The sequence below is a fragment of the Pseudomonas sp. MOIL14HWK12:I2 genome (genome assembly GCF_000510745.1).
GTDB lineage: Bacteria > Pseudomonadota > Gammaproteobacteria > Pseudomonadales > Pseudomonadaceae > Chryseomonas > Chryseomonas oryzihabitans.
The window spans coordinates 1-23,948 of the sequence record NZ_KI783313.1 but is presented as its reverse complement, the minus strand read 5'-3'; the positions used below and the strand labels follow the sequence as shown (position 1 = coordinate 23,948).

Here is a 23,948-nt window from a genome sequence, read left to right as displayed (position 1 = left end):
ATCCATGGCTCAAATGGACCTGCCCGTTATTCCGCATGAAATGTCTGGAAACCTAATTCACCAGCGCGCTGCTGATGGATATATAAATGCCACAGCAATGTGCCAGGTAGCCGGAAAAAAATTTAGCCACTATCACTCAACAAAGAATAATTCGGATTTTTTAGCAGCACTCTCAGGCTCTCTGAAAATACCTATACCAATACTGGTACAGTCCATCAAAGGGGGAAACTACCAGGGGACGTGGGTTCACCCTCAGGTTGCCCTACATCTTGCCCAGTGGCTTTCCGCAGACTTCGCAGTTCAAGTTACTGCTTGGGTAACAGCATGGATGGCAGGTGGTGTCTCACCACAGGCTGCACAGCGCATCCCTGTGCACCTGCAAAGATACATTGCAAATCGTAGCCAGATCCCGCATACGCACTTTTCAATGCTAAATGAAATCGTACTTGCACTGATCGCCCCTCTTGAGGCTGAAGGCTATGTACTGCCGGAGAACCTCATACCTGATATTTCTAGCGGAAAAATGTTTTCAGCATGGCTTAGGGAGAAAAAACAGATTGAGCCAAAGCATTTTCCAAACTATAAGCACACATATCTCGATGGAAGAGTGGTTGACGCTCGACTCTACCCCATAGAGCTGCTAGGAGACTTTAGAACGTATTTTTACGAGACGTGGATACCTAAAAGATGTCATGGCTATTTTTTAGAAAAAGACCCTTTGGCGCTACAGTACCTACCTGCGCTACTTGCTAGATTTTAGCTGCGGAACCGATGCCGGTATTCCGGCATCGGCTGTCCTCTGAGCCTTACGACGGGCACCCTACGTGTGCGATATGTAGCGGCGAGCGCTATGTCGATCGGGCCAGTCACAACAGATTGACTGGGAGCTCCATAGCTCCGTTGACAGCCTAAGCAGAATCGCGCATTCCTAGTAACTGCAGCTGTTACTGCCACACAGGGCCATACAGCTAAGATCTGCGTACTCTTGAATCGAAAGTCTATTATCTAGAGCAGCGCCACGGGACGACTACCAATCGCCTGACAAAAGCGACAAGATTGCAAAACTATTCAACCGAAATTAGCGTTCTTTTGTAAATATCTTTCTTCGAGACCGAGTCCCAATACTTCGAAGTCTCAACGTGCAAAGTAGCATTTGATCGAATCTTCAGCCTTTGGACCTGATCAGTAAGGCGCATCGGAAACCTTATTGACGCTTTACCGGACGCGGTCCTGATAGACAACCGGCCCGTATCAGTTATACCGGCGACACTCCCACTAACAACTTCTGGATATCTCTCAGGCTCAGTAATTGAAGCGAGCAAATTTCGAACCCTGCTAATCTCGTCAGGACGTCCCTCCCAAAGCCTAGCACCGTCTAAAGACTTCCAGGAAAACTGGATAGCAAAGCCTCCTTTATCCAACGCCTTCATAAACTCCTGCAATTGATGAGCTGACTTTCCCCCCACTGCATCAACGGCGTCATAGAAGTCTGTCTGGCTTGCATTTAGCAGACGAAACGTCTGTTTTAGAGTCTCCTTCAGCAGACTGTCACCAGTTAAATCAGGCTGAGCATTGCCCGTTATAAAAATATGCGTAGACCCCGGAGCCAGGCCTGCCAGCTTAAAATTCAAAGCACTAACCACATCTTCGGCAACCGCTCGATGAGCTTCTACGCCATATCTCAAACGATGCGCTGCATTCTTCCAGGCTTTTGTCAGCGGTGATATGGCCTCAACAAACCAGTCAAGCGGAATGCTTCCATTTGCTCTCGGGCCAATAAGTCTAAGATCAATGAGCTCGCCGAGCCTCTCTGACTCCTCAAGACAAGCTTGCCTCTCCACAGATCGAGCAAAGCTCTCTTGGTTGCGAGCTGCTAACCGGAGAAAAAAATTATCCGGGTCTGCATTAGCTCGAACCTTCGTCTGCTCTGCGAAAGTCTTGAGATTTTTTGCGTGATCGCGAAGAAAACTGTCGCTCATAAGGTTATCTCCGCAAATCCCTTGGCCGTGACTCGGTCATGACAAAATCCAAGGATGCCCCGCCAGTACGCTTCACGATGAAACATCTCTTGTGCATCCGGGGCCTCCAGGTAGAAATCTAGACCGTACAAAGCCTCCGCAGTCGCATGGTCTGTCAGGCGTTCTACCTCAACCTGAGCACGCTGATCTACCGTGTTCGGATCATGCCAGTAAGGGTTCCATAGGACACAATCAATGTCACCCGGCCCGACCTTTTCGGTGAGGAACGACCCATCGAGCCACAGCGTACCTTTGACACCATGCCCCCTCATCGCGTTGACCCAAACGTCAAATTTTTGGAAAAGCTGCGCTCGTTGCACGTCAGCGTGGAACGGCTTCACGGCCAGACTATGAAGCTGGCTTAGCGTGAGATGATGCATACCTGGCGCTAGTAGAGGGGGAGAATCTGACTTAGGCATCCGTTCCTCGTCGAATATGGAATCTTCAAGCTGGGTTGTAATCGTCATCGGCACCGATAGGTAAAGCTTTACCTCAACCCAGCTCACATGCCTGCGATGTGCATACGTTGAGCGCTCCCGGAATACCTCCCAAGGCTTAGCGCCTGCCCTCGCAACGTAAATACGTGCAATTGCCGTCAGGAGTACACCGCTCCAGGCTCGTGCTCGCCCTTTTCGCTTGGCTAGTCGTCTGCTCGGAACAGTCTAGCTCTTCGAAGCCAAGCGAGCCACAGACGGACGATTTCAAACTGCCTCAGACCGAACCTCATCGGCGAGGTCTAGCGCTTGGTCTAGTAGAGCGCTTCGCCGGGCTTCAGCGACCTTTCCAAGCCCAGCTGTGGCTGGCTCAACCTCGTTACTCCCATCCCCCACCACAGTAGTGACGTCCTACTCAATGCGCTCTACCAGCAAAGAGGGCATTTCTACCACCACGATCACCTTGGCAGAATCGAACCCCTTAAACGTAACGGTAATATCGCCATCTGCGAGCTGATGCGCCAATGCTTGCAGGTCTGCGTCCGGGACGACCGAAAGCACCAGTCGCTCGCCCTCGCCCAAAAGCATCAAATTTTCTTGATGCTTTTTTTGGGCTTCAAGTCTTCGAATCGTGAGGAACAGAAACGCGAAAAACGCTGAGCCATAGGTAAGGCCGTTGAATAGCTGAATGCATAGGAAAAACACCTCTTTACGCTGCATCGGCTCCTCGTTTGTGAGGAAGGCACTGACCCATATCCAAACGCTCACAACCACCGCGGCACAAACCATCGTTATTGCGAGAAACATGCTTTTCAGGACCAGCCACCTAAGGTGCGGGGCCATTGCAGATAGCGTCCCGGCCAGCCATTCCTTGAAAGCTGCCCTTTTGGCCGCGCCAGCGGAGCCATATGCCCAGCACGCCCCCACCACCGCGATGATCGATGACAAGACGATATCCATAGCTCTCCCTGCTTGATGGTTTACACCCTGCACATCAGTGGCGTAACGAGGGGCTAGAGTTTACGGACCTAGGCTAGTAAGGAGAATGGTGGCTATGACGCAGCATACGACGGTCCTCAAGCTACTTACGCCTGCAGAGTTAGCCGTCCTCGCCGGGTCAACGCGCTCCAATACTCAGGCCGCCTGGCTTCTTGCGAATGGCATTCCTTACCTGGTTGGCGCTGATGGCAAGGTCAAAGTCTTAGCGGCTGAAATCTATAGCCGGCTCAGCTCTGAGAGACCTGCCCGGAATGTCGGTGAGGTGGTTCGCGTTGGATCTGTCTCATCACTCATGACAACCGAACTAGCCCCGACAGACAAGCTGACCGAAATGCAGATGGCGGATGAGCTAGGGACAAGCCTGAAGGCATTGCAGCATCGTAGGTACCGTGGGCAGATCCCTGAAGGTGTCTGGATGAAGCATGGTCGGACGATCTATTACAGCTTGCAGCGATACGACGAGTGGCTGGAAAGCGTTTGGAAACCGGCATTACCGCCGCAGATCCGAACGGAGCTTCGGCCTCCTAAGCCACGCCGCAACGGGTCAGCTACCTATCCACTGCTGCGATGATGACGGAACGTAAGCCGCAGATAGCAGCCCTCGTATTGGAGTAAAGCCAATCATTGGCCGGACTCGGGCGCGGTTTTGACCTTAGCAAAACTTAGCATGGGTGGTGCTTGCCGCTTCCTTCCAGGCTTCGCCTTGTGGTGCTGGCCGTCCACGTACTCGCGCAGAAACTTGCGCACATCCTCCCTCAGCCAGGCGTGCTTGCCCGCGATCTTCGTTCCCTTCGGCAGCCACTCAACGCCCCGGCGAATGCCTTCCCTGATAGACGCCTCGGTCTTTCCGTACATGCGAGCGAGATCCGCAATGTAGATGACCTCGCTGTCGTCGCTGACGTAGGGCATTTCGAGACCTGCAATGGGGTGCGGACGGAGAGACTCCAACGGCCGGATATCTAAATGGTAGATTGATTGCCGTTGATTCATCTGTTTTTCAGATCAGTTTCGTGCCGGCTGCGAACTGTTCGCTGCTTCCCTAAGGCCATCCAGATTAGCCTCCAAGCTCCGCATCTGATCTTCGGTTTCACGGAGTCTGGCATCCACTCCATCCGTCCTAGATTGCAGCCTGGAAATGCTGACGTCGTGCTCGATCGTCCAGGTCTCGGTGGCATCGATTATCTGATAGGCGCGGGCGAGCAAAATGATGGTTACAGCTTGGCTCAGAACCAAGGCTACAGTGACTGGGTGACGCTTGATCAGGTTGGTAGCAAGCATTGGCGGTATCTCACGTTGAAGGCCTTTTTTTATGGCGTCTGAAAATTCACCGGGCCCTTTTTATGGACTCTAAAAACTCCGCGGCGGGGTGCCGAGAATGGCACTAAGGACGTGCCGGGAATGGCACTCTGTGCTGTTTTTAGCTGATGCATGCCCACCCTCACCGCCGGCCTCACCTGGTGCGTTTACAGCCCAACTGCCCGGTCAGCCATGCGCCTGGCTTGTATTGGGCAACCTCTCTTTTTTACCGAGTACGAAAATTCCTTTTTACGGTGGCCGAAAACCCAGCGCTTTTTTCGGACTCAAGAAATTTCACGGGCTCACTCCGAGCTTATCCGCTCGCCATCGCTTGCCTTTAGGGCCTGACAAAATTCCTGTGTAGCCCTTTTTACCGAGTCACAAAATTCGCTGAACAGATGGCCGACGCACGTATTGTGCAAAAAATTCTTCGCTACCGAGTTTTTTCGGAGGGGAGCGCATCTCTTTTTACCGAGTAAGAAAACTCATCGGCCGCAAAGGCCTCGCGCGCGTACTGGTCACGAAACTCCTTTTTGCCGAGTATGAAAATTCGGAATGGAAAGGATGCGGCCTGACCCGAATCATCCGCTATCCCCGACCGGCCCGCTTCAGGTAGTCGATGGCATCGATGAATTGCTTGGCATCAGCAGCATTACGAAACCTCACATGCCTGATCACAGAGTCGTCAGTTCGCCGGAGAATTACCGTGTATCTCCCTTCCCGATTCTTGCTGGTGTAGAGCTTTGTCGAGCCGATACTGCTGTAGTAAATCCGGGCTTCATCAAGCGCGGTTACTGAGGTACCGGAAGCCAGAGCAATGCCACCTTGAGCCACCCCTGCCGCCTGGCTCCGTGTCACCAACCCGTTCGAGAGCAACAGGTAGTCTCGAGTGACAGTCATGGATGAAACCCTTGCTTGGCCGTAATCTTCGTAGAACGACTTTTCAATTACCTGCTCGGCCTGGGCCCTGCTGGTGATGGCATTTGTTGAGGGTTGATAGTCGATCTGGCGAGAGCCACAGCCAGCGATGATGAGCGTGAGGACTAGCAAAAACGCGCGATGCATATCGAACTTCCTTGTGATCGAGCCTTGCGGGGTGATCACAGTTTAGGATCGTGAAGGTATGGGCCTGCCGGCACATCTGGCCGACGGCATTGATTTCCGGACGAAAGAAAGCCCGCCGAAGCGGGCCTCTGCTGACTAGTTCGAAGGAGTTTTGCCGGTGAGCAAGGCTTTCCATAGCTCAGCTGCGTCTTCGGGTTCCTCTTCCCCGGTGGCGATCTCCCAGAGATACGCTCCCTGCTTGGTGATTGGCTTCACCGGCACGCCGAGCAGATAGCCCCCGGCGGTTATGGCCGACTTCAGAACCGCGCCGGCTTCCTTATCACCGCTGACCGCGCCACCCACCGCCGAACCAAGCTGACGGCCCGAGTTGATCGCCTGCCAGGCCGGCGACATCGATCCCGGATGGCCGCTCAGTGCGGCACCGAGGGTATCGCGCAGTACCGGGAAGGCCGACACGCCAAAGCCCAGGGTGCTCTTGGCCATCCATGCAGTAGTGCTCTCGTCTTCGTCCGGCCCTTTCCCGGTGAGCAGATCACCCACCAAACCCTGGAAGAACGCCAACGCCAGCATCGATGCCGCGGCACCGGCGACCGTGCGGGTGCCCTGGCGAGCCTCGAAGGCCAGATCGCGGTTCTGGTTGTAGTAGGCGCTGAACGGTGTGTAGAACATCGTCAGCAGGCGCATGGCGGCGCCCTGATCCTTGCGCTGGATGGCGGCGATGTCCATCGCTCCGGTAGCGCCCTGGGATTGCCGCACGGCCTTGTCGCCGTCGAGCACCGCCCCTGCCTCGTCCTTGCCGGCGGCCAGGGCGTCGCGATAGGCGCCCAGCCAGATCGCCCCGGAGATCCCACGATCCACGTAGCCGAACAGGTTGAAGGCGAAACGCACCAGGTCCTGGCGCTTCCGGTAGAAGGCATTCCGCCCGATCAGCTCGTTCAGGCTCGACTGCAGGCGACCATCTTCGGTGTCCCAGCGCAGGCGCATGGCCGGCGATGCCTCGGTGATCATCCGGTAGGTCTCTGCAGGCGCGCGCAGGCCCTCCAGTAGCGCCGCGGCGATGGACTGTGGCCGGACGTACAGCATGCCCGGGATCACGCCGCCCAGCTGCGCCATGAGCGACGACAGCGACAGCCCCAGGCCGACCACGGACGTGTTGGTCCGCGCCGCGTCCAGGAACTGATTGAAGTTGCCCGTCTCCGGTGGATTGCGGTCGTTGGCGATGGCCTTCAGCCAGGGCAAGAAGGCATCGGCGCCGCGGGCGCCCAGCTTGTCGATCAGCACCGCCCGCACCTGTGGGTCTTTGGTCAGCCGGTGGGCGTCCTGCAGTGCCTCTCGGTGGGTCAGGTCGTGAATGTGCTGCGCCAGGCGCTGGGGGACGGCGGAGAGGTCCAGCAGCAGTGGCCCTGCCACACGCTCATCGCGTTGGTTGGTGAAGCCATTGGCTGGCAGCGCCCCCTCGAAGCCTTCGTTGAACAGCTCGCCGCCCACTGCCGCCGGTGGCGCGCCGGGGCGCTTGCGGTCGTAGATGATCGGGAAGTAACCGCCACGAAACTCGCCAAACGCCGTCTGCACCGGGATCGCCTCGATGCGGGGCGGCTCGACGCCGGACAGGCGCTTGTACATGGCCGCGATGTCCGGCCAAAGGTTATCGAAAGCATCCCACACCGATTGCACCAGCTCCCAGTCCTGGCGATCCAGCTTGCCCAGCATCTCGGCCAAGGCCGCGTCGTCGAGTCGATTGCCCTTGAGCAGCTTGGCGCGGTTCGAGGCATTGCCGGTGTTCAGGGCATGCATCAGCAGCTCGCGGCGATTGAACGACTTACCGAGGGCCTGGATGTGGAAGCGGTCGGCCAATCGGTCGGCGTTCATGCCAGCGAAGGTCTCGACGATCCCACGAATGCCGGCGTTGAACAGCTGGCGCTCGTGCGCCTGGGCTTCGGCCAGAGGGTTCCAGACCAGTTGATGCCAGGGCCCTTGGGTATCGCGGCCATCGAGTCTGTTGATGACGTTCTCCATGCGCGTGAGCGAAGCATCCAGGCCGGCCAGGGCGTTGGTGGCCGTGTCCTTCCAGGTCGCACTGCTCTCCGACACCGGCGCCTGGCGGGCACCCTGGGGAACGTTCACGTTGGCGGCGCCGATCAGATCCGCCCGCGCCTGCTCGTAGTCGCGCTTGTCCTTGCGGTTGAGCAGCTTGTTCTTCAGCCGCGCCAGGTGCTCGATGTTCGCCACCGCATCATGCAGGCCGCCCAGCTCTTCGAAGGTCAGGTCGCGATAGTTGGTCCGGGCGCTCTGCTCGATCAGATGCTGCGGGACCGAGACGATGTTGCCGGCGGCCTCCTGCTGCGCCACGAACTGCGCCAGGCTTCGGCGGCGCTCGATCTGCGGACCAGAGACGCGGCGGATCTCGTACTGATCGAGCAAGGCCTCCACCTGTTCCAGGTAATCGCCGCCAGCCTTGCCCAGGCGCTCGCGGGTGCTGGGCTTCTCGAAGCGCCGCAGATAGGTGTAGATCCGCTCTTCCTCCTTCCGCGCTGCGGTCGCCTCGCGATAGAGGTAGTGGTTCAACAGCTCGCGCTGCTTGGCCTCGGCGGCGTCCTGCCAGCGGCCGGCGGCGACCAGGTCGAAGGCCTGGCGGTTGGCCTTGCGCTCGGCGTTGAGGTACAGGTGCGGCTGGATCTCGCGCACCACCTTGTCGGCGATCACCTGGCGCGCCACGCTGCGTACCGCGTCCAACGGCGGGATCACGGCGAAGGCCGCAGCTCGGGCGTCACGCTGCTCGCCGGCCTGGGCGCGCTGGACACGTTCCACCTGGCGCTGCAGCCGGTCGATGGCGCGTAGTTCTTCCCGCACCATCTGGGCGCGCTCTTCGTTGTGCACCGCCTCCAGCGCCCGGTCGGCCAGGCTGCCTTCGTTGAGCAGGTCGCCGTACTCGGCACGCATGCGGGCGTCGGTCTCGGCTTCGATCAACTGACGGCGATTCCGCGCACCTACCAGGGCCTGCACCATCTCCTCACCGGAACCGAAGCCGAATTGCTCGGCCACCAGGTCCGGGTGGATGCCGTCCTCGGCGGTCATGCCGCGCAGACGCGAGACGATGGGCTGACCGTAGCGCTCCACCAGCGCTCCGCGCGCCAACTTAACCGGCTCGCCCTGACTGCCATCGGTTTGCACGCCCTTGCGCAGGTAGTCCTGCAGGCGATAGACCGGCTGCTCGGTCACTTCGGCGGCTACCTGGCCCCGTAGCATCGCGCGGGCGTCCTTCCACCACTTCTGCTGCTCACGGGTCAGCTCATCCAACATCTCGCGTCCCAGACGCTCCTGGGCGGCCTGGCTGGCCTGTTCGGCGGTGGCGCGATAGGCGGTGAACTCCCGTTCGCTCATGCCGGCGGCCTGGGCATCGGCGAACAGGGCGCGATACGGCGCCTCGGCTGCGGCGATTTCGTCGTCGGTGGCCAGCAGCCGGTCAAACACCCGGCGCACGTCGTCGTTGAGGCGCACGTTCAGCCGGCTGGCGTCGCGATACAGGTGTAGCAGCCACGCCTTGAAGCGGGAGAACGCCGACTGCAGCGCGGTGCTGGGCGCCTTACCCTCGCGCAGATAGGCCTCGAAGCCGCGGGCGAACTGCTCGTGCTGTTCGGTACCGATGGCGTCACGCCCTTCCACACCGAACCAGCCCAGCAAGGTCTGATAGTCGTTGCGGATCTGCTCGGGCGCGTTGTCACGAGCGGCTAGGTCGCCCAGCACCTCGAGGTAGAAATGCCCTGTCTCGTGCAGCAGGGTCGACAGGTTGGCGCGCTCGGTGAGTTTGATCTCGAAGCGTCGGTCATCGCCGAACTGGATGAAGCCACGCGGCTGGTCGCCATCCTGTTCCAGGCGCACGGCACCTTCACCCAGCAGCGCGCGGCGCGCTGTGGCGTTGTCGGCCTCGCGCAGGTTCAGCCCGGCCTGATCCAGTGTGCGCTGCAGCTCATTGAGCATGCCGCGGGCGTTCACCTGCTGAGCATCATGATTGGCCGGCGACGACAGGCGTTCGCCGCGCAGCTCCCGATCCATGCCGGCCAGCAGCATGTCCGGTGTAGCGACACCGGTCGGACCGAAGTAGCCGGCCTCGGCGGCCTGCTGGGCCATATCGTCCAGGGTGCGACCGTTCTTGCGCGCCAGCCGCTGGTTGCCACGTCGGCCGACATCCACGTCACGCGCTTTCAGCTCGCCGCCATCATCGCGAATGCCGCCCCGTTCGCGGATGAAGTCCATCAGCGAGGGACCATAGGCCTGGGCATCGCTGGGCACGTCACCGGTGCGCAGGCGATCCAGCAGCAGGTCCAGCTCGTCGGCCCGGGTGGCGCTGCGAAGCACCTCGGGCAGGTCGCGCCCGATACGCAGCCCATAGCCGCTGTACAGCTCGAAAGGGTCGAGGCCGGCGCGCTGCCCCAGGCTACGGAAGGCCGACTGGTACAGCGCCGCCTCACGCTCCGCGGTGGGGGCATCACGCCCGAGGGCCAGCAGTTGGCCGTGGACGTCATCGAACACCCGGCGATCACTGGCCTGGGTGACATCCTGCTCTACCCGCTCGCGCAGCCGGTCAAGCTCGGCAGGCGCTCGCTGCTCAAAGTCGGCCAACTCGCGCAAGGTCATGGCGTCCGGGGTAGCCCGGATGTCCTGTTCCAGGCCGCGGTGATGGCCATCACGAGCGATCACGGTCGCCCACTTCTCCAGGGGAATGGACAGATCGCCTCCAAGCGTCAGGGCTTCACCCAGGGCCTCCGGATTGCCGGTGGCCGCGGTGGCGAATTGCTCGGGGTCCAGGTTCTGCTCCTGGAAGTATCGCTGGAACTGCTCGGCCGGCACCAGGATGTCGCTCACATCCCCCCCGGCCTGCTCCTTGAGACGCGCCACCAGGTCTTCGGCGCGCCGCGGCGAGCGCTTGAACAGCTTGGAGCCCTGGACCATGTCGCCCAGCGCCTGGACAGCGGCAAGGTCCTGCTGGATCTGCCAGTAGCGGCGACCGGAGCTGGCGCCCGCTATCGCCACGTCCAGTGGTGACGTGGCCAGGCCCATCGCTCCATTGAGCAGCATCTCGCCGCCGGACGCCTCTTCACCCACTGCAGCGGCCCCCGCCGCCACACCTCCCGCGCCACCGGCTCCCTGCGCCAGGCCCTCGGCAGCGATGTTGCCCAGCCGCCCCGCCAGACCCTGGCCGGCGAAGGGAATCGGCAGCATCCCGCCCAAGGCGTTGACCGCGCCCTCGGCCAGGGTGCGCTTGAGGCTGTAGGCATAGCTCTCGTCCAGATCGCCGGTTTTGCGGTAACCCTCGGCGAGATTCTGGCCCGCACCCCCGGCCACGCTGGCGCCCAAATTCACGCCACCGACCAGAGCGGCCTTTTCGGCCCAGCTCTGGGCGAAGGCACTGGTGAGGCGATTACGCGCGAAGCCTGCCAACGGCGCCCCGGACAGGCCACCGACCGCGCCGCCCACCATCAGGCTCGGCAGGCTCTCCACCAAGGCATTACCTAAGGCGCCCGGATTGCGCAGCGCGTACATCCCCGCATCACCAGCCGCGCCCGGTACGGCCTCACCGTTCGCCCGTGCTTGATCGTACAGCTGGGCGGCGAAGCCCAGGCGCTGATCCCGCGGCATGGCGTTGTAGCTCTTCACTGCCTCGACCAGGCGTTGCTGCCCGCGCTGATCGCTCCTATCCAGGACGTTGTTCAGCCCTTCCTCCAGGGGCTTCGGCACCAAGGGGTTGATGCTAAGCAGGAAGGAGCCCACCCGCGACAACACCCGATCGGTCATCAAGCTGGAAGCTCTGCCGGTGATCTCCAGCCCGGAGACCCCGCGGCGAAGAGCATCGGCTGGGCTGGTGGACTGCTCAACACCGGATTGCTTCACGAAGGCATCGAAGGCGGTCTCTACGTTGAAGAGTTGGTCGATGTCGTCATGGGCGACGCCGGCATTGTTCGGATCGGCCAGGAAGCCATTGGTGACCGGTGCCTTCTGCAAGAGGGCATCGTAGTCCACCGCGGCGAGCTTGGCTTTGCGTTCCACCTGGTGGGTATTGCGCGCCACCAGATCCGGCGGCAGACCGGTCAGGCTGGATAGCCGGTCGATATTGGCCTGCTCGTCTGGATTGCGGTCGGCGGTTACGCTTAACGCCATTCGCGGGTTGGGCTGGGCTGATTTCTTGGTGAGCAGATCGTCATAGCGATTCAGGTCCGGGTTAGCCGACTGCTCGCTGGTGAGGAGATTGTCGTACTTGTTCATTGGTTGGCCTCGTTGAACAGGCGAAGGATTTCGGCATCGGTAGCCTTGCGGCCGGCACGTTGGAGGGCGGCGACGATCTGCTGCTTTTCGAGACGAGGGACTTGCCCGATGTCGGTGACATTGAGTGCTTCGCCCGGTGCTCGATCGAAGTTGTGTTGGGTAGTGCTGAAGAAACCGAGGAAGCCGGAGCCCGGCACCTTGCCTTCGATGAAGGCGTTATCGATTACCTGCTGTACCTGCTCGCGGGTGGCCTTCTTGCCGCCAGCCTGTTCAAGGGCCTGAATCTGCGTATCGACGTAGCGTCTAGCTGACGCGACCTTCTTGGCGTCTGCTTTCCCAGCTTTGGCGTTGGGATTGATCCCGGCGGTACGCAATGCGTCCTTGAACATCTCATCAGTAGTGCCGATCGCCGAAGTAGCCTCAGCGCCTCGCTGCCGTCTGTCCTGCTGCAGGCGCGTGAGCTCCTTGAAGTCGGTATCTGAAAGCTTTCCGCGCATTCCCAGCAGATTCACTTCTGAGCCATCAACGACGAGATCCCGGGCGCGGTAGTAAACCTCTGGGTCAGAGGTGGTTACCGGGCGGTACTCCATCAGGTCCTTACGTGCCTTCGCCGGTAGTGCCGACCACACTTGGGAGGGGACTGCTGCATAGCTCTGTCCCTGCAAAACAACGTTCCAAGCCTGTTCCAGGTTCTGATCGTCCGTCTGCTTCTGCTCGGCCTTCATCCACTCCAGGCGGTCCTTGGCCGCGGACAGGGCGTATTGCTTCTGGGTAAGAGTCAGATCCGTGCGGCCGTCGATGGCTTGGGCAATCTCTCCAAAGCTAGGCTCGTGCTGCCGGGCTGCTTGACCGAGCACATTGGTCACGTAGTCGCGTGTCTCCTGATAGGGGATCTTGTCGAGAAAAACCGCCTCGCTTATCTCTCCCTTGCGCGGATCGCCGTATTGCTTGATCCACTCCTGAACCTTGCCCGGCCCGGCGTTGTAAGCCGCAACCGCCAGCAAAGGCGAGCCGAAGTTGTTCAGCTGCTTGGTGAAGTAGGCTTGGCCTAGGGCACGGTTGTAGTCCGCGTCATGCTGGAACCGCTCCTGATCCCAGGGTAAGTCCGCCAGCTTCGCTGCCTCGGGACCGGTTGCAGGCATTACCTGGGCGATACCTACAGCTCCCGCCTTGGATGTGAGTGGCACTCCCCTGGCATCGAATTGCCGCCCAGCGCTTTCTGCCTGGATGATCGACGAGAAGATCCGATCCGATGGCGCATTGCTGCTGCCAATCGCGCTAACGCCGGCTTGGGTACCGACCTGCCGGTCCACCAGCGGCTGCAGCATGGTGCGAACCTTGAGCTGATCGTCACCGGTCATGCCCAAGGAGTTATCGAGGAAGTAAGTGCGCGCCTGTGAGGGGTCACGGCTTGCGAGTTGGTCTACTACCGCCGTATGCAGGCGACTCGTAGAGGCTAGCCGCTGCTGTTCTGCCAGCTCTGCGGGCAAACCCTTGCGCTGAGCTTCTGCGCCCTCCACCGCCTGCAGCTTGCTGAGGTTGTAGGCGACTTGGCCAGGCTCGCCGGCGTACAGCTTGGCGTTCTGGATCGCGGTCTGTCGTTGCCCTTCAGCTACCTCGTCGTAATACTGCTCGCGCTGGCCAAATTCGTACTTAGCCAGTTCGTTGCTCAACGCCTCACGCTGGTTGCGCTTGATGATGCTCCAGCGCTCCCGCTGAGCTGGGGTCCTAAGCCCTTCCTCAAGCTCCGACACCTTTTGGTCGAACGCTGGAAGGGTCTGGCCGGTGATATCGAGCGCCTGGCCGCCTCTGCGGGTGTAAACGCCATCTGTGCCGAACAGAGTTTGCTGCTTCCACTCGGCCAGCTGCTGGTCAGCAGACATCAGTGCAGCGGTATCGGCCTTCGCGCGTTCTTCCAGCGCGATCTGTGTTGCAGCGCGCGTAGCGTCATTTAGGCCCTGGGTGAGGCCAGACGTATCGGCGATGTCCGGCTGTATGCGTGGAGCGCTGATTGGAGCTGTTGATAGTTGTCTTTGGTAGACAGGGACTCGTGCCATTGCGGTAACTCCAGACTGAATCGGAAAGTGATCTCAGGAAATCTGGAGCTGTCGGGCGGCGCACGGGGGAGAGAGAAAACCCAGCGAAACCCAGCCGGTTTGTCTTGGGTTTTCGAGGAGTGGTCGCGAGCGAGCGGCGAGGCACAACCTAGGCGATGCCAAGCATCAGCCCAAGCGCGAGTGTGTTGAAAACGCCACACTGTGTCGAAAACGACACTCTGGATGCCCAGTTGTGCCCTTTGGGCAGGACCAGTTGAGCCCAGGGGGCAGGACAAGTTGTGCTCTTTGGGCAGCAGATCGACTCGGCCATCCGCTACAGTCTCGCCAAGAGGCGACAGTGTTGATCCGACTCGGTCAATCCAGCGCGACCTATACGTCTCAGTGAGACCAAAACGTCTCACCCGTGGGCTGCCAGCATTGATCGACTGATCAAGCTCGACCAAGCGCACAACTCGACGGTTGCCGCGCGCACTTTGAGCGCTTTTTGAGTGCAGGGAAGAAGAGGTAGAAGACAGATAATCAGGGTGTTGCCCTGGTATATCTAAGAAGGAGTACAGTTTCTGTACCAAGTAAAACCGTCTGGTGCGTACAGTTTCTGTACCGATGAGCGTGATTTTCATCATCGGTCAGGTCCCCGTGCGTACACTTTCTGTACGCTGTGGGTACAGTTTCTGTACCGGGTTTTCCGCTCGCTCGACGCTGAATTTGCGTGTTGGAGTGATGGTCGCGGCGACCTCCAACTTGCCGTCACATTCGTTGATCGGTCGCCAGGTCAGCGCATACAGCGCGCAGCAACCACCAGGCTTGGTGAATCGGCCCTCGCGGGTCTTGAGGATTAAGCGACCCTCCTGCAGCTCCTCCAAGGCCTTTGCCAAGGTCGATTTGCTGCCCACTCCCCATTCCTTCGCCTGGCCGTGCGACGCACTCAGGTCACCGTTGTTCGATCCGCGGTATTGCCGCAGTAATCCAAGCAAGACCTTCAATGCACCTCCGGACAGGCAGCGAAAGTCCTCGCTGTCCATCACTACATGCGGAAGGGCGGCGAAGGTGTTCGCCGGATTGCGCGCCTTTGATCGTCTACGCGACTGGGCCATGAGAGAGCTCCACTATCACGCGCACGTCCGCGCTGGCCCGAAGGCCAACGAAGGCGTGATTGACTGGCCATGACGCGGCAGAAGGCCCGCAAAAGTACTCTCTAGCGATCGCGTGCTGATTACCGCCGAGCGCTCTCAACGCAATCTGCAGGCAAGCCGATCCCAGCAGCGCCGAAAGGCACTGTCGAAAACTGGGCATGGTCAGGCCCTCGTTTGTTTGGGCTTAGCGTTGCCGCTAGAAGAGTCGAGCCGATGCAGAGTGGCTTGTTTGCTTCCACTCGCACTCATGGCCGATCCCGTATCTTCAAAATCCTGCAAGCCGCGGAGCGATGCCAGGACCAACGCCTGCGCTGACTCTATGAGGAAGTCGATTCCGCCCAGAGCTATGTAATCAAGCCCTCGCTGTTCCTCTGCAGCACTGCCAGTCAACTGCTGCGCGGCAGAGAGCAACCTATCTGCCTTCGCCAATGCGCTAGCAATGTCGGAACCAGCAACGGTTTCGAATAGAAGCCCATCGGCGTCGATGGCGAACGCGGTGGCGGTGGTAGTCGGCTTTTGAATGGGATTAGCGCTGGCCATGACGCACCTCCGAGGCTTCAAGAGCCTGCAGCGAGCGGGCGACGCTCATATGGCGGTTGTAGCGTTTGAGGCGTGAGGACAGAGACGAATCGGCTGAGAGAGCGGACATCGCCATGGCGCGGTGCGCGGCGGCACGTGCCTGGAGTGCAGACGGATTGCGGGTAGTGATCATCGGTAACGCTCCTTGATTCGTAGGAGCTGCCACCAACGTCGCCAAACGAAGGGAGGCAGCCGTGCGCGGGTTGGCGAACCGGGAATCAAGGAAACCGGCAGACCTTTCGGTCTCCCACGCACGACTGCCATAACACGGTCTTACGAGCACAAAAAAAGCGCCTGCAATCGAGTTATGGGCGCCTGTGCGCCTTGATATTGTCGGGTCGCCAAACCCGGCCGCTGAATTTGCAGCGACGGCCTGACTGTATACCGGGCTGATTAGGGACGCAATAGGGCCTCGCATATCACGACCCTCCGACAAGGAAACGCAGTAGGTGAGTGGGTACCTCTACCGTTTCGGCGCCTTTGGTCTCGGCCTCCATAACCGCCCAATGAAGCGCCTGAAATTCACCTCTGAGAGGTTCGAGGCGTTGCAGCAGCGCAGCCGCAGGCGCGGCGCAGTACCGAGCCTCAGGAGTTGAAAGCGCAGCGCGAGCCACTACGTCTGCAAGCTCACCAACGAGCGTGCGACGGTCGATATAGGTGGCCAACTTCATGCTGCCACCTCGCTACCTACACTCAGGTAGTACACGGCAACCCGAGAGTGGCGGCGCCCCTGATCGTCGTAGAGATTCCGCAGGTGGGTCACGATCGGATGGCCGAGGGCGCGCAGCTCCTTCACCCGAGCCGCTGGCATCATGATATTCAGCCGAGAGCGCGCCTCGATCGTGGTGATCGGTCCATCTAAGAGGGCGTCCAGCAGTCGTGCACGCTGAGCCTGGGTGGTGGTATTCTCGATGCCTGAATGCTTGGGGCTGGCCTGTTGGTCGGCCTTTTTTTTGTCCATTAGGCGGCCACTCCCCTAGCTGCGTCACGCTCGACGACCTTACGCTGTAGCCAGGCCTCGACCTCGGCGACGACGAAGTACGCTGCGGCTTGGCGATTCTCTACGTTCTTGAGTGGGGAGGGGAACGACGGATCGCGCTTCTTAAGCTTATCCAGGCCGCTCGAAGTGATGCCGAGCTGTTGGCAGAGCTTGGCCTTTCGGATAAGGCCCTTGGTGAGGATAGGTTCTTTCGAGTGCATTTGAGTAGCTCCAAATGAGTACGGAGCTAGTCTCAAATTAGATATGCATCCAGTCATTCCAATTGGAAAATTGGAAATCCCAATTGGAATTGCTAGGCGTATCAGATTGCGGCTTTGCGCACCTCACGGAGCAGCTTGTTAGCCTCTGCAAAGATGGTCTTCGTGGTGGTGGGGCCTAAGCCTCTAACGCCCTTAAACCGCTCTTCGATCTCCATTGCCAAGGCCTCTTGGTTCATGCGCCTAGGCTTGCTGTCGGTAATAATGTCCAGCAGGGCGCCGATAAGCAGCTTGTTCGAAGGCCTATCGCCCTCTGGCTCCTTTTGCTGGTGCATGTGCGCGCCCATCCGATTGTCCGCGTGGTAGCCGCCAGGTATTCCGCATATCTCGGTCACGTACAGCAGATTGAGCAAACTTTCGTAAACAAGCACTCTGTTGGAAATATCTTCGATGATTGCAGGCTTTGCAGGATCGTTAGCAATATCTGCTATCCGCTTTAGCTCATAGGTCAGAAATGCCTGATTTTCTCTAGAAAAAGGATCAAGGCTTTCAAGCTGAGTAATGTCATATCTCCGCCTGACTCTTCTTTCACCACTTACGACATCCCTAGCCACCTTCGCGAAGAAGTAGTAGTCACGGCCTATGTCACAGGCAATCGCAAATTTGAAGGTTTCTTCCCCCAACGCATAAGCCGTATCAGACACGGCTGGCACGCCAATATAGCTGATAACCGACACTTGCCCGTCATCGCCATCCATGAGTTTTTCAGCTTCATCGGAGGTAAAGCCAACAAGTATGTCGTTACTTCCAACTATTGGGTTCAGGTATTCATCAGATATCAGTGATTCAAATGTGCGCTCACTTAATTCCTCCTGCGCCAACTCTGAAAGGTAGCTCATTGCCTCCTGTTCGTTCAGCAGCTTCTTGAACTTAGCAAACTTCATCATGGCGCTGTTTTCCGTAGGCCGATCACGTTATTTCCAGCAGGCCGTGCATATTCGAATGGCGTTACTGGCGATTCTCGGTTGGCGTCTAAAAAGTTTCCCCACCAGTTCAGCATGAGCCGGCGCTCTTCCAAGTGCTCAGCCCGGTGGATGTACGCAGCCCTGACGCCGTTGCGCTCCTTATGGCTCATCTGGCGCTCCACTGCATCCTTCGACCAGAGACCCGACTCAACCAGAGCCGAACAGGCCATGGTGCGGAAGCCATGCCCACAGACTTCGGTCTTGGTGTCGTACCCCATCCGCCTGAGCGCCGCATTGACGGTGTTCTCGGACATCGGCTTGCTGGCGTAGGCATCGCTGGGAAACACCAGTTCGCCATACCCGGTAATCGCCTTGATCTGCTCCAGCGTGGCCACGGCCTGGGCCGACAGCGGCACCAAGTGCTCATCGCGCATCTTGCTGCCGCGGGTCGAGTGCTTCACGCCGGGCAACGCCTCTCGCTGGGGCGGGATGATCCAGAGGGCCTTCTGCAGGTCTATCTCCTGCCAGCGCGCCATCCGCAATTCGCTTGAGCGCACGAAGACCTGAAGCGTCAACTGCAAGGCCAAGCGGGTGAGCAGTCGCCCAGGATAGTGGTCGATCCTTCCCAGCAGCTCGCCGATGCGGTTCAGCGGCAGCGCCGGTCGGTGAGTGGCTTTGCGGGTTGCCAGCGCGCCATCCAGGTCGTGGGCAGGGTTGTACTCGATCCGCCCGGTTTGGGTCGCGTGACGCATCACCAGACAGACGCGCTGCTTAAGCCTTGAGGCAGTGTCCAATGCCCCACGCGCCTCTACCACATGCAACGGCACGAGCAGGTCTCGAGTCTTCAGCGCCTCGACGGGACGGCGTCCCAGCGAAGGGAACAGGTACGCCTCCATTTCGCTGAGAACGCGCTCGGCGTGGCCGGATGACCACTTGCCGCGCTTCAGCTGAGAGCTGTGCCACTCGCGGGCGATGGCCTCGAAGGTCGTAGCGTTCTGTGCCCTCTCCTCTTCCTGGCGCGCATGCTCGGCGGGGTCAATGCCCTGGGCAAGCAGATCTCGGGCTTTCCTACGCTCTTCCCTGGCTTTGGCGAGACTCAGACCCTGGCGCCCGTACTCGCCGAACGTCAGCGTATTCTCCTTGCCGTTGGGGCGGTGGTATTTCATCCGCCAGACCTTAGACCCGTTCGTTTTCACAAAAAGGTACAAGCCTTGGCCGTCGGACAGCTTGTAGGGTTTTTCCCTCGGTCTAGCTGCGTCGCACTTAGCGTCGGAAAGGGGGGATACGGTTCTGGCCATAGGGGCACATCTGCAGGCAGACGCACACCCATGTCTCTAGTAGCAGGGACAATGGGGTACGCGTAGATGGAAGTACGGGTGTCGTACCCCTATTTGTACCCCGAAATTAGGGGTATGTGTAGGCGCATATAGGATCATTCGGGCACAAAAAAACCGGCGCAACGGCCGGTCTTTCTGGCTTCTGTGACCATATGCAGTCACAGGTAAGCATGCTATTGGTGCCCGAGGCCGGAATCGAACCGGCACGACGGTTAAGTCGAGGGATTTTAAGTCCCTTGTGTCTACCAGTTTCACCACTCGGGCAGAACCGAACCCTCAGACAAGCGGATTCGTAGAACCTGATCCAGTATTCATACATCCCTGGATGATGAAAAGCCCCGTAGACCTGGGATCTACGGGGCTCTCAATAGTGGAGGCCGAGGTCGGAATCGAACCGGCGTACACGGATTTGCAATCCGCTGCATGACCACTCTGCCACCCGGCCTCAAACCTGAATGCCTTGCGACACTCATGTAAAACATGGAGCGGGAAACGAGACTCGAACTCGCGACCCCGACCTTGGCAAGGTCGTGCTCTACCAACTGAGCTATTCCCGCTTGGTGACGGGCGCCATTCTATCTGAGCCACCCTTCATGTCAAGCCATTGATTCAAAAAACTTATTTCTTTTTCTCGGCGCTCATCAGATGCGGCCACGCCGCCATCAGATAGGTGCACATGGACCACAGGGTCAGGGCTGCTGCGACGATGAGCAACGCATAACCACTGATGACCCAGAAGGTCATCTGCGGCGGGTTGGCCAACAGGATGACCAGCGCTAGCATCTGCGCCGCCGTCTTCCACTTGCCCAGATTGGACACCGCGACCTGGGCCCGGGCGCCCAACTCGGCCATCCACTCCCGCAGCGCCGATACCACGATCTCGCGACCGACGATGATGACAGCGGGCAGCGTCAGCCAGGCATTGGCGTGCTCCTGCACCAGCAACACCAGGGCCACGGCGACGATGAGCTTGTCCGCTACCGGATCCAGGAAGGCACCGAAGGGCGTGCTCTGCCCCAGGCGCCGCGCCAGATAGCCATCCAGCCAGTCGGTCGCACAGGCGATGGCGAAGATGGTGCTGGCGGTCCAGTAACTCCAGTGGACTGGCAGATAGAACAGGATGACAAAGAGCGGAATGAGGAAGACGCGCAGTACGGTAAGCAGATTTGGAATATTCATTGGCGCGGCTGTTGGTGAACGTGAGGCGATTCTACTCGCTGTGCAAGGCCGCATAAATCTGCTCGGCCAGCTTTTTGCTAATGCTTGGCGCTTTGGCGATCTCTTCGATGCTCGCACGCTGCAGCTCACGGAGTCCGCCAAAGTGCTTGAGAAGCTCCTGCCGCCGCTTGGGCCCGATTCCGGCAACCTCCTCCAGCGATGACGTCCGGCGCGCCTTGCCGCGGCGTGCGCGGTGTCCGGTGATGGCGAATCGGTGCGCCTCGTCGCGAATCTGCTGAATGAGATGCAGCGCGGGCGAATGAGCCGGCAGGGTGAATTCGTTGGACGGATCGTCCAGATAGAGGACTTCGAGACCCGGCTTGCGGGTGACGCCCTTGGCGACGCCCAGCAGGACCAGATCCGGCACCGCCAACTCCCTGAGCACCTCACGGGCCATGGCCAGCTGGCCCTTGCCTCCATCCACCAGCAGGATGTCAGGCAGCTTGCCCTCGCCCGCCTTGAGCCGGCTGAAGCGGCGGGTCAACGCCTGATGCATGGCGGCATAGTCATCGCCGGCGGTTACACCCTCGATGTTGTAACGACGATAATCCGACTTGAGCGGTCCTTCCGGCCCGAAGACCACGCAGGACGCCACGGTCGCCTCGCCACTGGAATGACTGATATCGAAACACTCCAGCCGCTGAGGCGGTTCCGGCAGATCCAGCGCCTGCACCAGGGCATCGAAACGTACCCCCATGTGCTGCCGATTGGCCAATCGCGTATTCAGCGCCTGCTCCGCATTGGTTACCGCCAACTGCTGCCAGCGGGCTCGGGTCCCCCGGACGCGATGAGCGATGACCAGCTGCCGCTTGTGAACCTCGGCAAAGGCATCGATCAGGGTAGCGAAGTCCTCGTGGACGGAATTCACGATGATCTCGTCCGGCAGATCCCGCTCCAGGTAGGCGAGGTAGTACTGCTCCAGGAAGGCGGCCAGCACTTCGCTGGAATCCTCCTCGATCCCTACCTCCGGGAAGAAATTCTTGCTTCCCAGCACTCGCCCGCCGCGTACGCTGACCAGGTGCACACAGGCACCGCCCGGATTGACGAGCGCGGCGATGACATCGACATCACCGGTGCCTCCCTCGATGCTCTGCTGATCCTGAACGCGTCGCACCAGGGCCACCTGATCACGCAACTCCGCTGCCCGCTCGAACTGCAGATTGACCGAGGCGCTTTCCATCTTGGCTTGCAGCTCTTCTGCCAGGGCATTGCTACGCCCTTCTAGAAACATGGCCGAATGACGGACGTCCTCGCCATATTCCTGCTCGCTGACGAGCGCCACGCAGGGGCCCTTGCATCTCTTGATCTGATACTGCAGGCAGGGCCGCGTACGATTGCGAAAGTAGTTGTCATCGCATTGCCGTACCTGAAAGGCTTTCTGCAGCAGATTGAGACTTTCGCGGATGGCACCGGCGCTGGGATAAGGACCGAAGTAGCGCCCCTTCCCTCTCTTCTCTCCACGGTGAATGGTCAGTCGCGGATACTGATCCTCAGTCGAGAGATAGACATAGGGATAGGACTTATCATCCCTCAACAGGATGTTGTAGGGCGGGCGCCACTGCTTGATGAGATTCTGTTCCAGCAGGAGCGCTTCGGTCTCGTTGCCGGTGATGGTGGTCTCGATCTGAGCGATCTTAGACACCATGGAAGCCGTCTTGGGTGCCAAGCCGGTCTTTCTGAAATAGCTGGAAAGTCGGTTCTTGAGATTCTTGGCCTTACCAACATAGAGGAGCTTGCCGCCCTCATCGAACATCCGATATACACCCGGACGTCCACTGCAACCGGATAGAAAGGCTGCAGCATCGAAAGATTGACTCATATCAACTCGTTGCATCTACCATGCCGTGGCGAACAGCCAACATGGCTAGTTCGACATCGCTGGTAATCGATAATTTCTCGAAGATCCGATAGCGATAGGTGTTGACGGTCTTCGGCGACAAACAGAGCTTGTCGGAAATGACCTGGACTTTCTGGCAACCTGCGATCATCAGCGCGATCTGAATCTCTCGCTCGGACAGCTGATCGAAGGGCGACGCTTCGGCCTTGGACTGAAAGGGTTTCAAGGCCAGCTGCTGGGCGATCTGCGCACTGATGTAACGCCGACCGGCGAAGGCCTGCTTGATGGCGGTGATCATCTCTTCGATGTCGGCACCCTTGGTCAGATACCCTGCAGCACCCGCCTGGAGCAGACGCGTCGGAAAAGGATCTTCCTCGCAGGCCGTGACGACCACCACCTTCAGGTCGGGTCGGCTGCGCAGGAGCTTGCGGGTAGCTTCCAGCCCACCGATACCGGGCATCCGGACGTCCATCAGGACTACATCCGGCTCGAGCTCACGGGCCAGCATCAGTGCATTTTCGCCACTGTCTGCCTGGCCGACGACCTGGATTCCTGCCACATCCGCCAACATCCGTACGATGCCGGTACGAACAAGATCATGATCGTCGACAACTAGCACCTTGATCAAAATCGAATCCCCTTCGCTTGCGCTTTCATCGCTTGCGTCACCTAAACAACTATCCGCTGGCCCTACCCGTTAAGGAATAGGATCCTAGGCTACGCTATAAATTTGATTGGTCATGCAAAGAAAAAAGGGGTACGACGCTTCGCACCCCTTGCCTGCCGGCCTTAGGCCATTGGGCATTGTATACCGAAAAGAGCTGGAGAAATGAAGCAGATCGGAATCATTCCCGGTCAGGTTACCAATGGTTCGCCGAGGTGTTGGCTCAATCCGCAAGATCCAGGCCTGATCGTCGAAGGCCTCCCCGCTCCCCTGCGCGCCACCCTGATAGCCCGCAAATCCTGAACCCAAAAAGCCCGGCATCTGCCGGGCTTTTTCTTGCTCTTGTAACGCTGCGGTAGGTTGGGTTGAGCGCAGCGAAGCCCAACATCAAGCTGATCGCGGCCATGGGCCGCTCCTACGGCATGACTCCTTGTAGGAGCGGCCGCATCATGGCCACAACAGCCCGGCGCAGCCGGGCTGTTGTAGCTCCTTTGCTCTTTGCGGAATGCCAGCAGCACACATCTGGCAGCCCTACTCCAAACTCTTTACCACTCCGCTCCTGGTCCCCTCTCCCCCCGGGAGAGGGCTAGGGTGAGGGCCACCTCAGCGACCTAGCCCCAGGCTTTCTCTGGCCGATTCTCTGCTCCCAGCGCCTAGGCGCCCTACCTCAGCCAAACTTTTCCCGCCCCAAAGACAACACCCCCGCCAGAATGAACTGAGCGGGGGTGCTGGGTGTTAGGCGCTTGACGATGACCTACTCTCACATGGGGAAGCCCCACACTACCATCGGCGATGCATCGTTTCACTTCTGAGTTCGGGAAGGGATCAGGTGGTTCCAATGCTCTATGTTCGTCAAGCAATTCGGTTGGCTGGCCAGGTGATGAAGCA

At 59.3% G+C, this 23,948-nt stretch carries 21 protein-coding genes, 3 tRNA genes and 1 rRNA gene; 4 read left to right on the top strand and 21 right to left on the bottom strand.

Annotated features, from left to right (window positions below):
* The first annotated feature begins 4 nt into the window (after window positions 1–4).
* A complete protein-coding gene (locus tag PSK12I2_RS24650) occupies window positions 5–760 on the top strand; it encodes a KilA-N domain-containing protein (RefSeq protein ID WP_084222105.1) in 756 nt (251 codons plus the stop codon).
* A 304-nt stretch (window positions 761–1,064) separates the two neighbouring features.
* Here PSK12I2_RS24650 and PSK12I2_RS24645 read toward each other — a convergent pair whose 3' ends face one another.
* From PSK12I2_RS24645 to PSK12I2_RS0116445, 3 genes are all read right to left on the bottom strand, one after another.
* Entirely contained in the window at window positions 1,065–1,979 is a 915-nt protein-coding gene (locus PSK12I2_RS24645; protein WP_084222104.1) for a hypothetical protein, read from the bottom strand.
* Entirely contained in the window at window positions 1,976–2,485 is a 510-nt protein-coding gene (locus tag PSK12I2_RS0116450; protein ID WP_156930156.1) for a hypothetical protein, read from the bottom strand. Before PSK12I2_RS0116450 ends, PSK12I2_RS24645 begins: the two co-directional genes overlap by 4 nt.
* Before the next feature lie 378 nt (window positions 2,486–2,863).
* A complete protein-coding gene (locus tag PSK12I2_RS0116445; RefSeq protein WP_027599201.1) occupies window positions 2,864–3,412 on the bottom strand; it encodes a hypothetical protein in 549 nt (182 codons plus the stop codon).
* Between the two features lie 94 nt (window positions 3,413–3,506).
* Here PSK12I2_RS0116445 and PSK12I2_RS24640 point away from each other — a divergent pair, with 94 nt between their 5' ends.
* On the top strand, window positions 3,507–4,022 hold the full coding sequence (locus tag PSK12I2_RS24640; protein WP_177324653.1) for a DUF4224 domain-containing protein: 516 nt from the start codon (window positions 3,507–3,509) through the stop codon (window positions 4,020–4,022).
* Between the two features lie 50 nt (window positions 4,023–4,072).
* Here the strand turns inward: PSK12I2_RS24640 and PSK12I2_RS24005 are convergent, their stop codons facing one another.
* On the bottom strand, window positions 4,073–4,360 hold the full coding sequence (locus tag PSK12I2_RS24005) for a hypothetical protein (protein ID WP_051398738.1): 288 nt from the start codon (window positions 4,358–4,360) through the stop codon (window positions 4,073–4,075).
* A 237-nt stretch (window positions 4,361–4,597) separates the two neighbouring features.
* Here PSK12I2_RS24005 and PSK12I2_RS24900 point away from each other — a divergent pair, with 237 nt between their 5' ends.
* The gene (locus PSK12I2_RS24900; RefSeq protein ID WP_156930155.1) at window positions 4,598–4,771 is read left to right on the top strand and encodes a hypothetical protein; all 174 of its coding nucleotides are present in this window, start codon (window positions 4,598–4,600) and stop codon (window positions 4,769–4,771) included.
* A gap of 564 nt (window positions 4,772–5,335) precedes the next feature.
* Here the strand turns inward: PSK12I2_RS24900 and PSK12I2_RS0116430 are convergent.
* The 16 genes from PSK12I2_RS0116430 to uvrY form a co-directional block, all read right to left on the bottom strand.
* Window positions 5,336–5,812 carry a hypothetical protein gene (locus tag PSK12I2_RS0116430; protein ID WP_027599199.1) on the bottom strand — a complete coding sequence of 159 codons (477 nt, stop codon included), beginning with the start codon at window positions 5,810–5,812 and terminating at the stop codon, window positions 5,336–5,338.
* Window positions 5,813–5,947: 135 nt separating this feature from the next.
* The gene (locus PSK12I2_RS0116425; protein WP_027599198.1) at window positions 5,948–12,073 is read right to left on the bottom strand and encodes a hypothetical protein; all 6,126 of its coding nucleotides are present in this window, start codon (window positions 12,071–12,073) and stop codon (window positions 5,948–5,950) included.
* A complete protein-coding gene (locus PSK12I2_RS24400) occupies window positions 12,070–14,130 on the bottom strand; it encodes a transglycosylase SLT domain-containing protein (protein WP_084222102.1) in 2,061 nt (686 codons plus the stop codon). The genes PSK12I2_RS0116425 and PSK12I2_RS24400 overlap by 4 nt, the downstream gene beginning before the upstream one ends.
* Window positions 14,131–14,756: 626 nt before the next feature.
* Window positions 14,757–15,224 (bottom strand): hypothetical protein, encoded by a 468-nt coding sequence (locus PSK12I2_RS0116415; protein ID WP_027599197.1) that lies wholly within the window; start codon window positions 15,222–15,224, stop codon window positions 14,757–14,759.
* Between the two features lie 201 nt (window positions 15,225–15,425).
* A complete protein-coding gene (locus tag PSK12I2_RS0116410) occupies window positions 15,426–15,803 on the bottom strand; it encodes a hypothetical protein (RefSeq protein ID WP_027599196.1) in 378 nt (125 codons plus the stop codon).
* Entirely contained in the window at window positions 15,790–15,975 is a 186-nt protein-coding gene (locus tag PSK12I2_RS0116405) for a hypothetical protein (RefSeq protein ID WP_037007795.1), read from the bottom strand. Before PSK12I2_RS0116405 ends, PSK12I2_RS0116410 begins: the two co-directional genes overlap by 14 nt.
* A gap of 534 nt (window positions 15,976–16,509) precedes the next feature.
* Complete coding sequence (locus PSK12I2_RS0116395) at window positions 16,510–16,803, bottom strand: helix-turn-helix domain-containing protein (protein WP_027599194.1); 294 nt, start codon at window positions 16,801–16,803, stop codon at window positions 16,510–16,512.
* Window positions 16,803–17,042, bottom strand: coding sequence for a transcriptional regulator (locus PSK12I2_RS0116390; protein WP_027599193.1), 240 nt, complete (start codon window positions 17,040–17,042; stop codon window positions 16,803–16,805). The genes PSK12I2_RS0116395 and PSK12I2_RS0116390 overlap by 1 nt, the downstream gene beginning before the upstream one ends.
* A 101-nt stretch (window positions 17,043–17,143) precedes the next feature.
* Window positions 17,144–17,986 (bottom strand): hypothetical protein, encoded by an 843-nt coding sequence (locus PSK12I2_RS0116385; RefSeq protein WP_027599192.1) that lies wholly within the window; start codon window positions 17,984–17,986, stop codon window positions 17,144–17,146.
* Window positions 17,983–19,302, bottom strand: coding sequence for an integrase arm-type DNA-binding domain-containing protein (locus PSK12I2_RS0116380; protein WP_027599191.1), 1,320 nt, complete (start codon window positions 19,300–19,302; stop codon window positions 17,983–17,985). The genes PSK12I2_RS0116385 and PSK12I2_RS0116380 overlap by 4 nt, the downstream gene beginning before the upstream one ends.
* A gap of 216 nt (window positions 19,303–19,518) precedes the next feature.
* A tRNA-Leu gene (locus tag PSK12I2_RS0116375) sits at window positions 19,519–19,605 on the bottom strand.
* A gap of 107 nt (window positions 19,606–19,712) precedes the next feature.
* A tRNA-Cys gene (locus PSK12I2_RS0116370) sits at window positions 19,713–19,786 on the bottom strand.
* Between the two features lie 36 nt (window positions 19,787–19,822).
* Window positions 19,823–19,898: transfer RNA gene (locus tag PSK12I2_RS0116365), tRNA-Gly, on the bottom strand.
* A gap of 61 nt (window positions 19,899–19,959) precedes the next feature.
* Entirely contained in the window at window positions 19,960–20,520 is a 561-nt protein-coding gene (gene pgsA, locus PSK12I2_RS0116360) for a CDP-diacylglycerol--glycerol-3-phosphate 3-phosphatidyltransferase (RefSeq protein ID WP_007161859.1), read from the bottom strand.
* Between the two features lie 31 nt (window positions 20,521–20,551).
* Window positions 20,552–22,378: an excinuclease ABC subunit UvrC gene (gene uvrC / locus PSK12I2_RS0116355; protein ID WP_027599190.1), complete on the bottom strand. Its 1,827-nt coding sequence runs from the start codon at window positions 22,376–22,378 to the stop codon at window positions 20,552–20,554.
* A 1-nt stretch (window position 22,379) separates the two neighbouring features.
* The gene (uvrY, locus tag PSK12I2_RS0116350) at window positions 22,380–23,024 is read right to left on the bottom strand and encodes a UvrY/SirA/GacA family response regulator transcription factor (RefSeq protein WP_027599189.1); all 645 of its coding nucleotides are present in this window, start codon (window positions 23,022–23,024) and stop codon (window positions 22,380–22,382) included.
* A gap of 201 nt (window positions 23,025–23,225) precedes the next feature.
* Between uvrY and PSK12I2_RS24895 the strand changes: the two genes are divergently transcribed.
* Window positions 23,226–23,363, top strand: a complete 138-nt coding sequence (locus PSK12I2_RS24895) for a hypothetical protein (protein ID WP_156930154.1) — start codon at window positions 23,226–23,228, stop codon at window positions 23,361–23,363.
* Window positions 23,364–23,801: 438 nt separating this feature from the next.
* Here the strand turns inward: PSK12I2_RS24895 and rrf are convergent.
* A 5S ribosomal RNA gene (gene rrf, locus PSK12I2_RS0116340) occupies window positions 23,802–23,917 on the bottom strand.
* Window positions 23,918–23,948 lie beyond the last annotated feature (31 nt).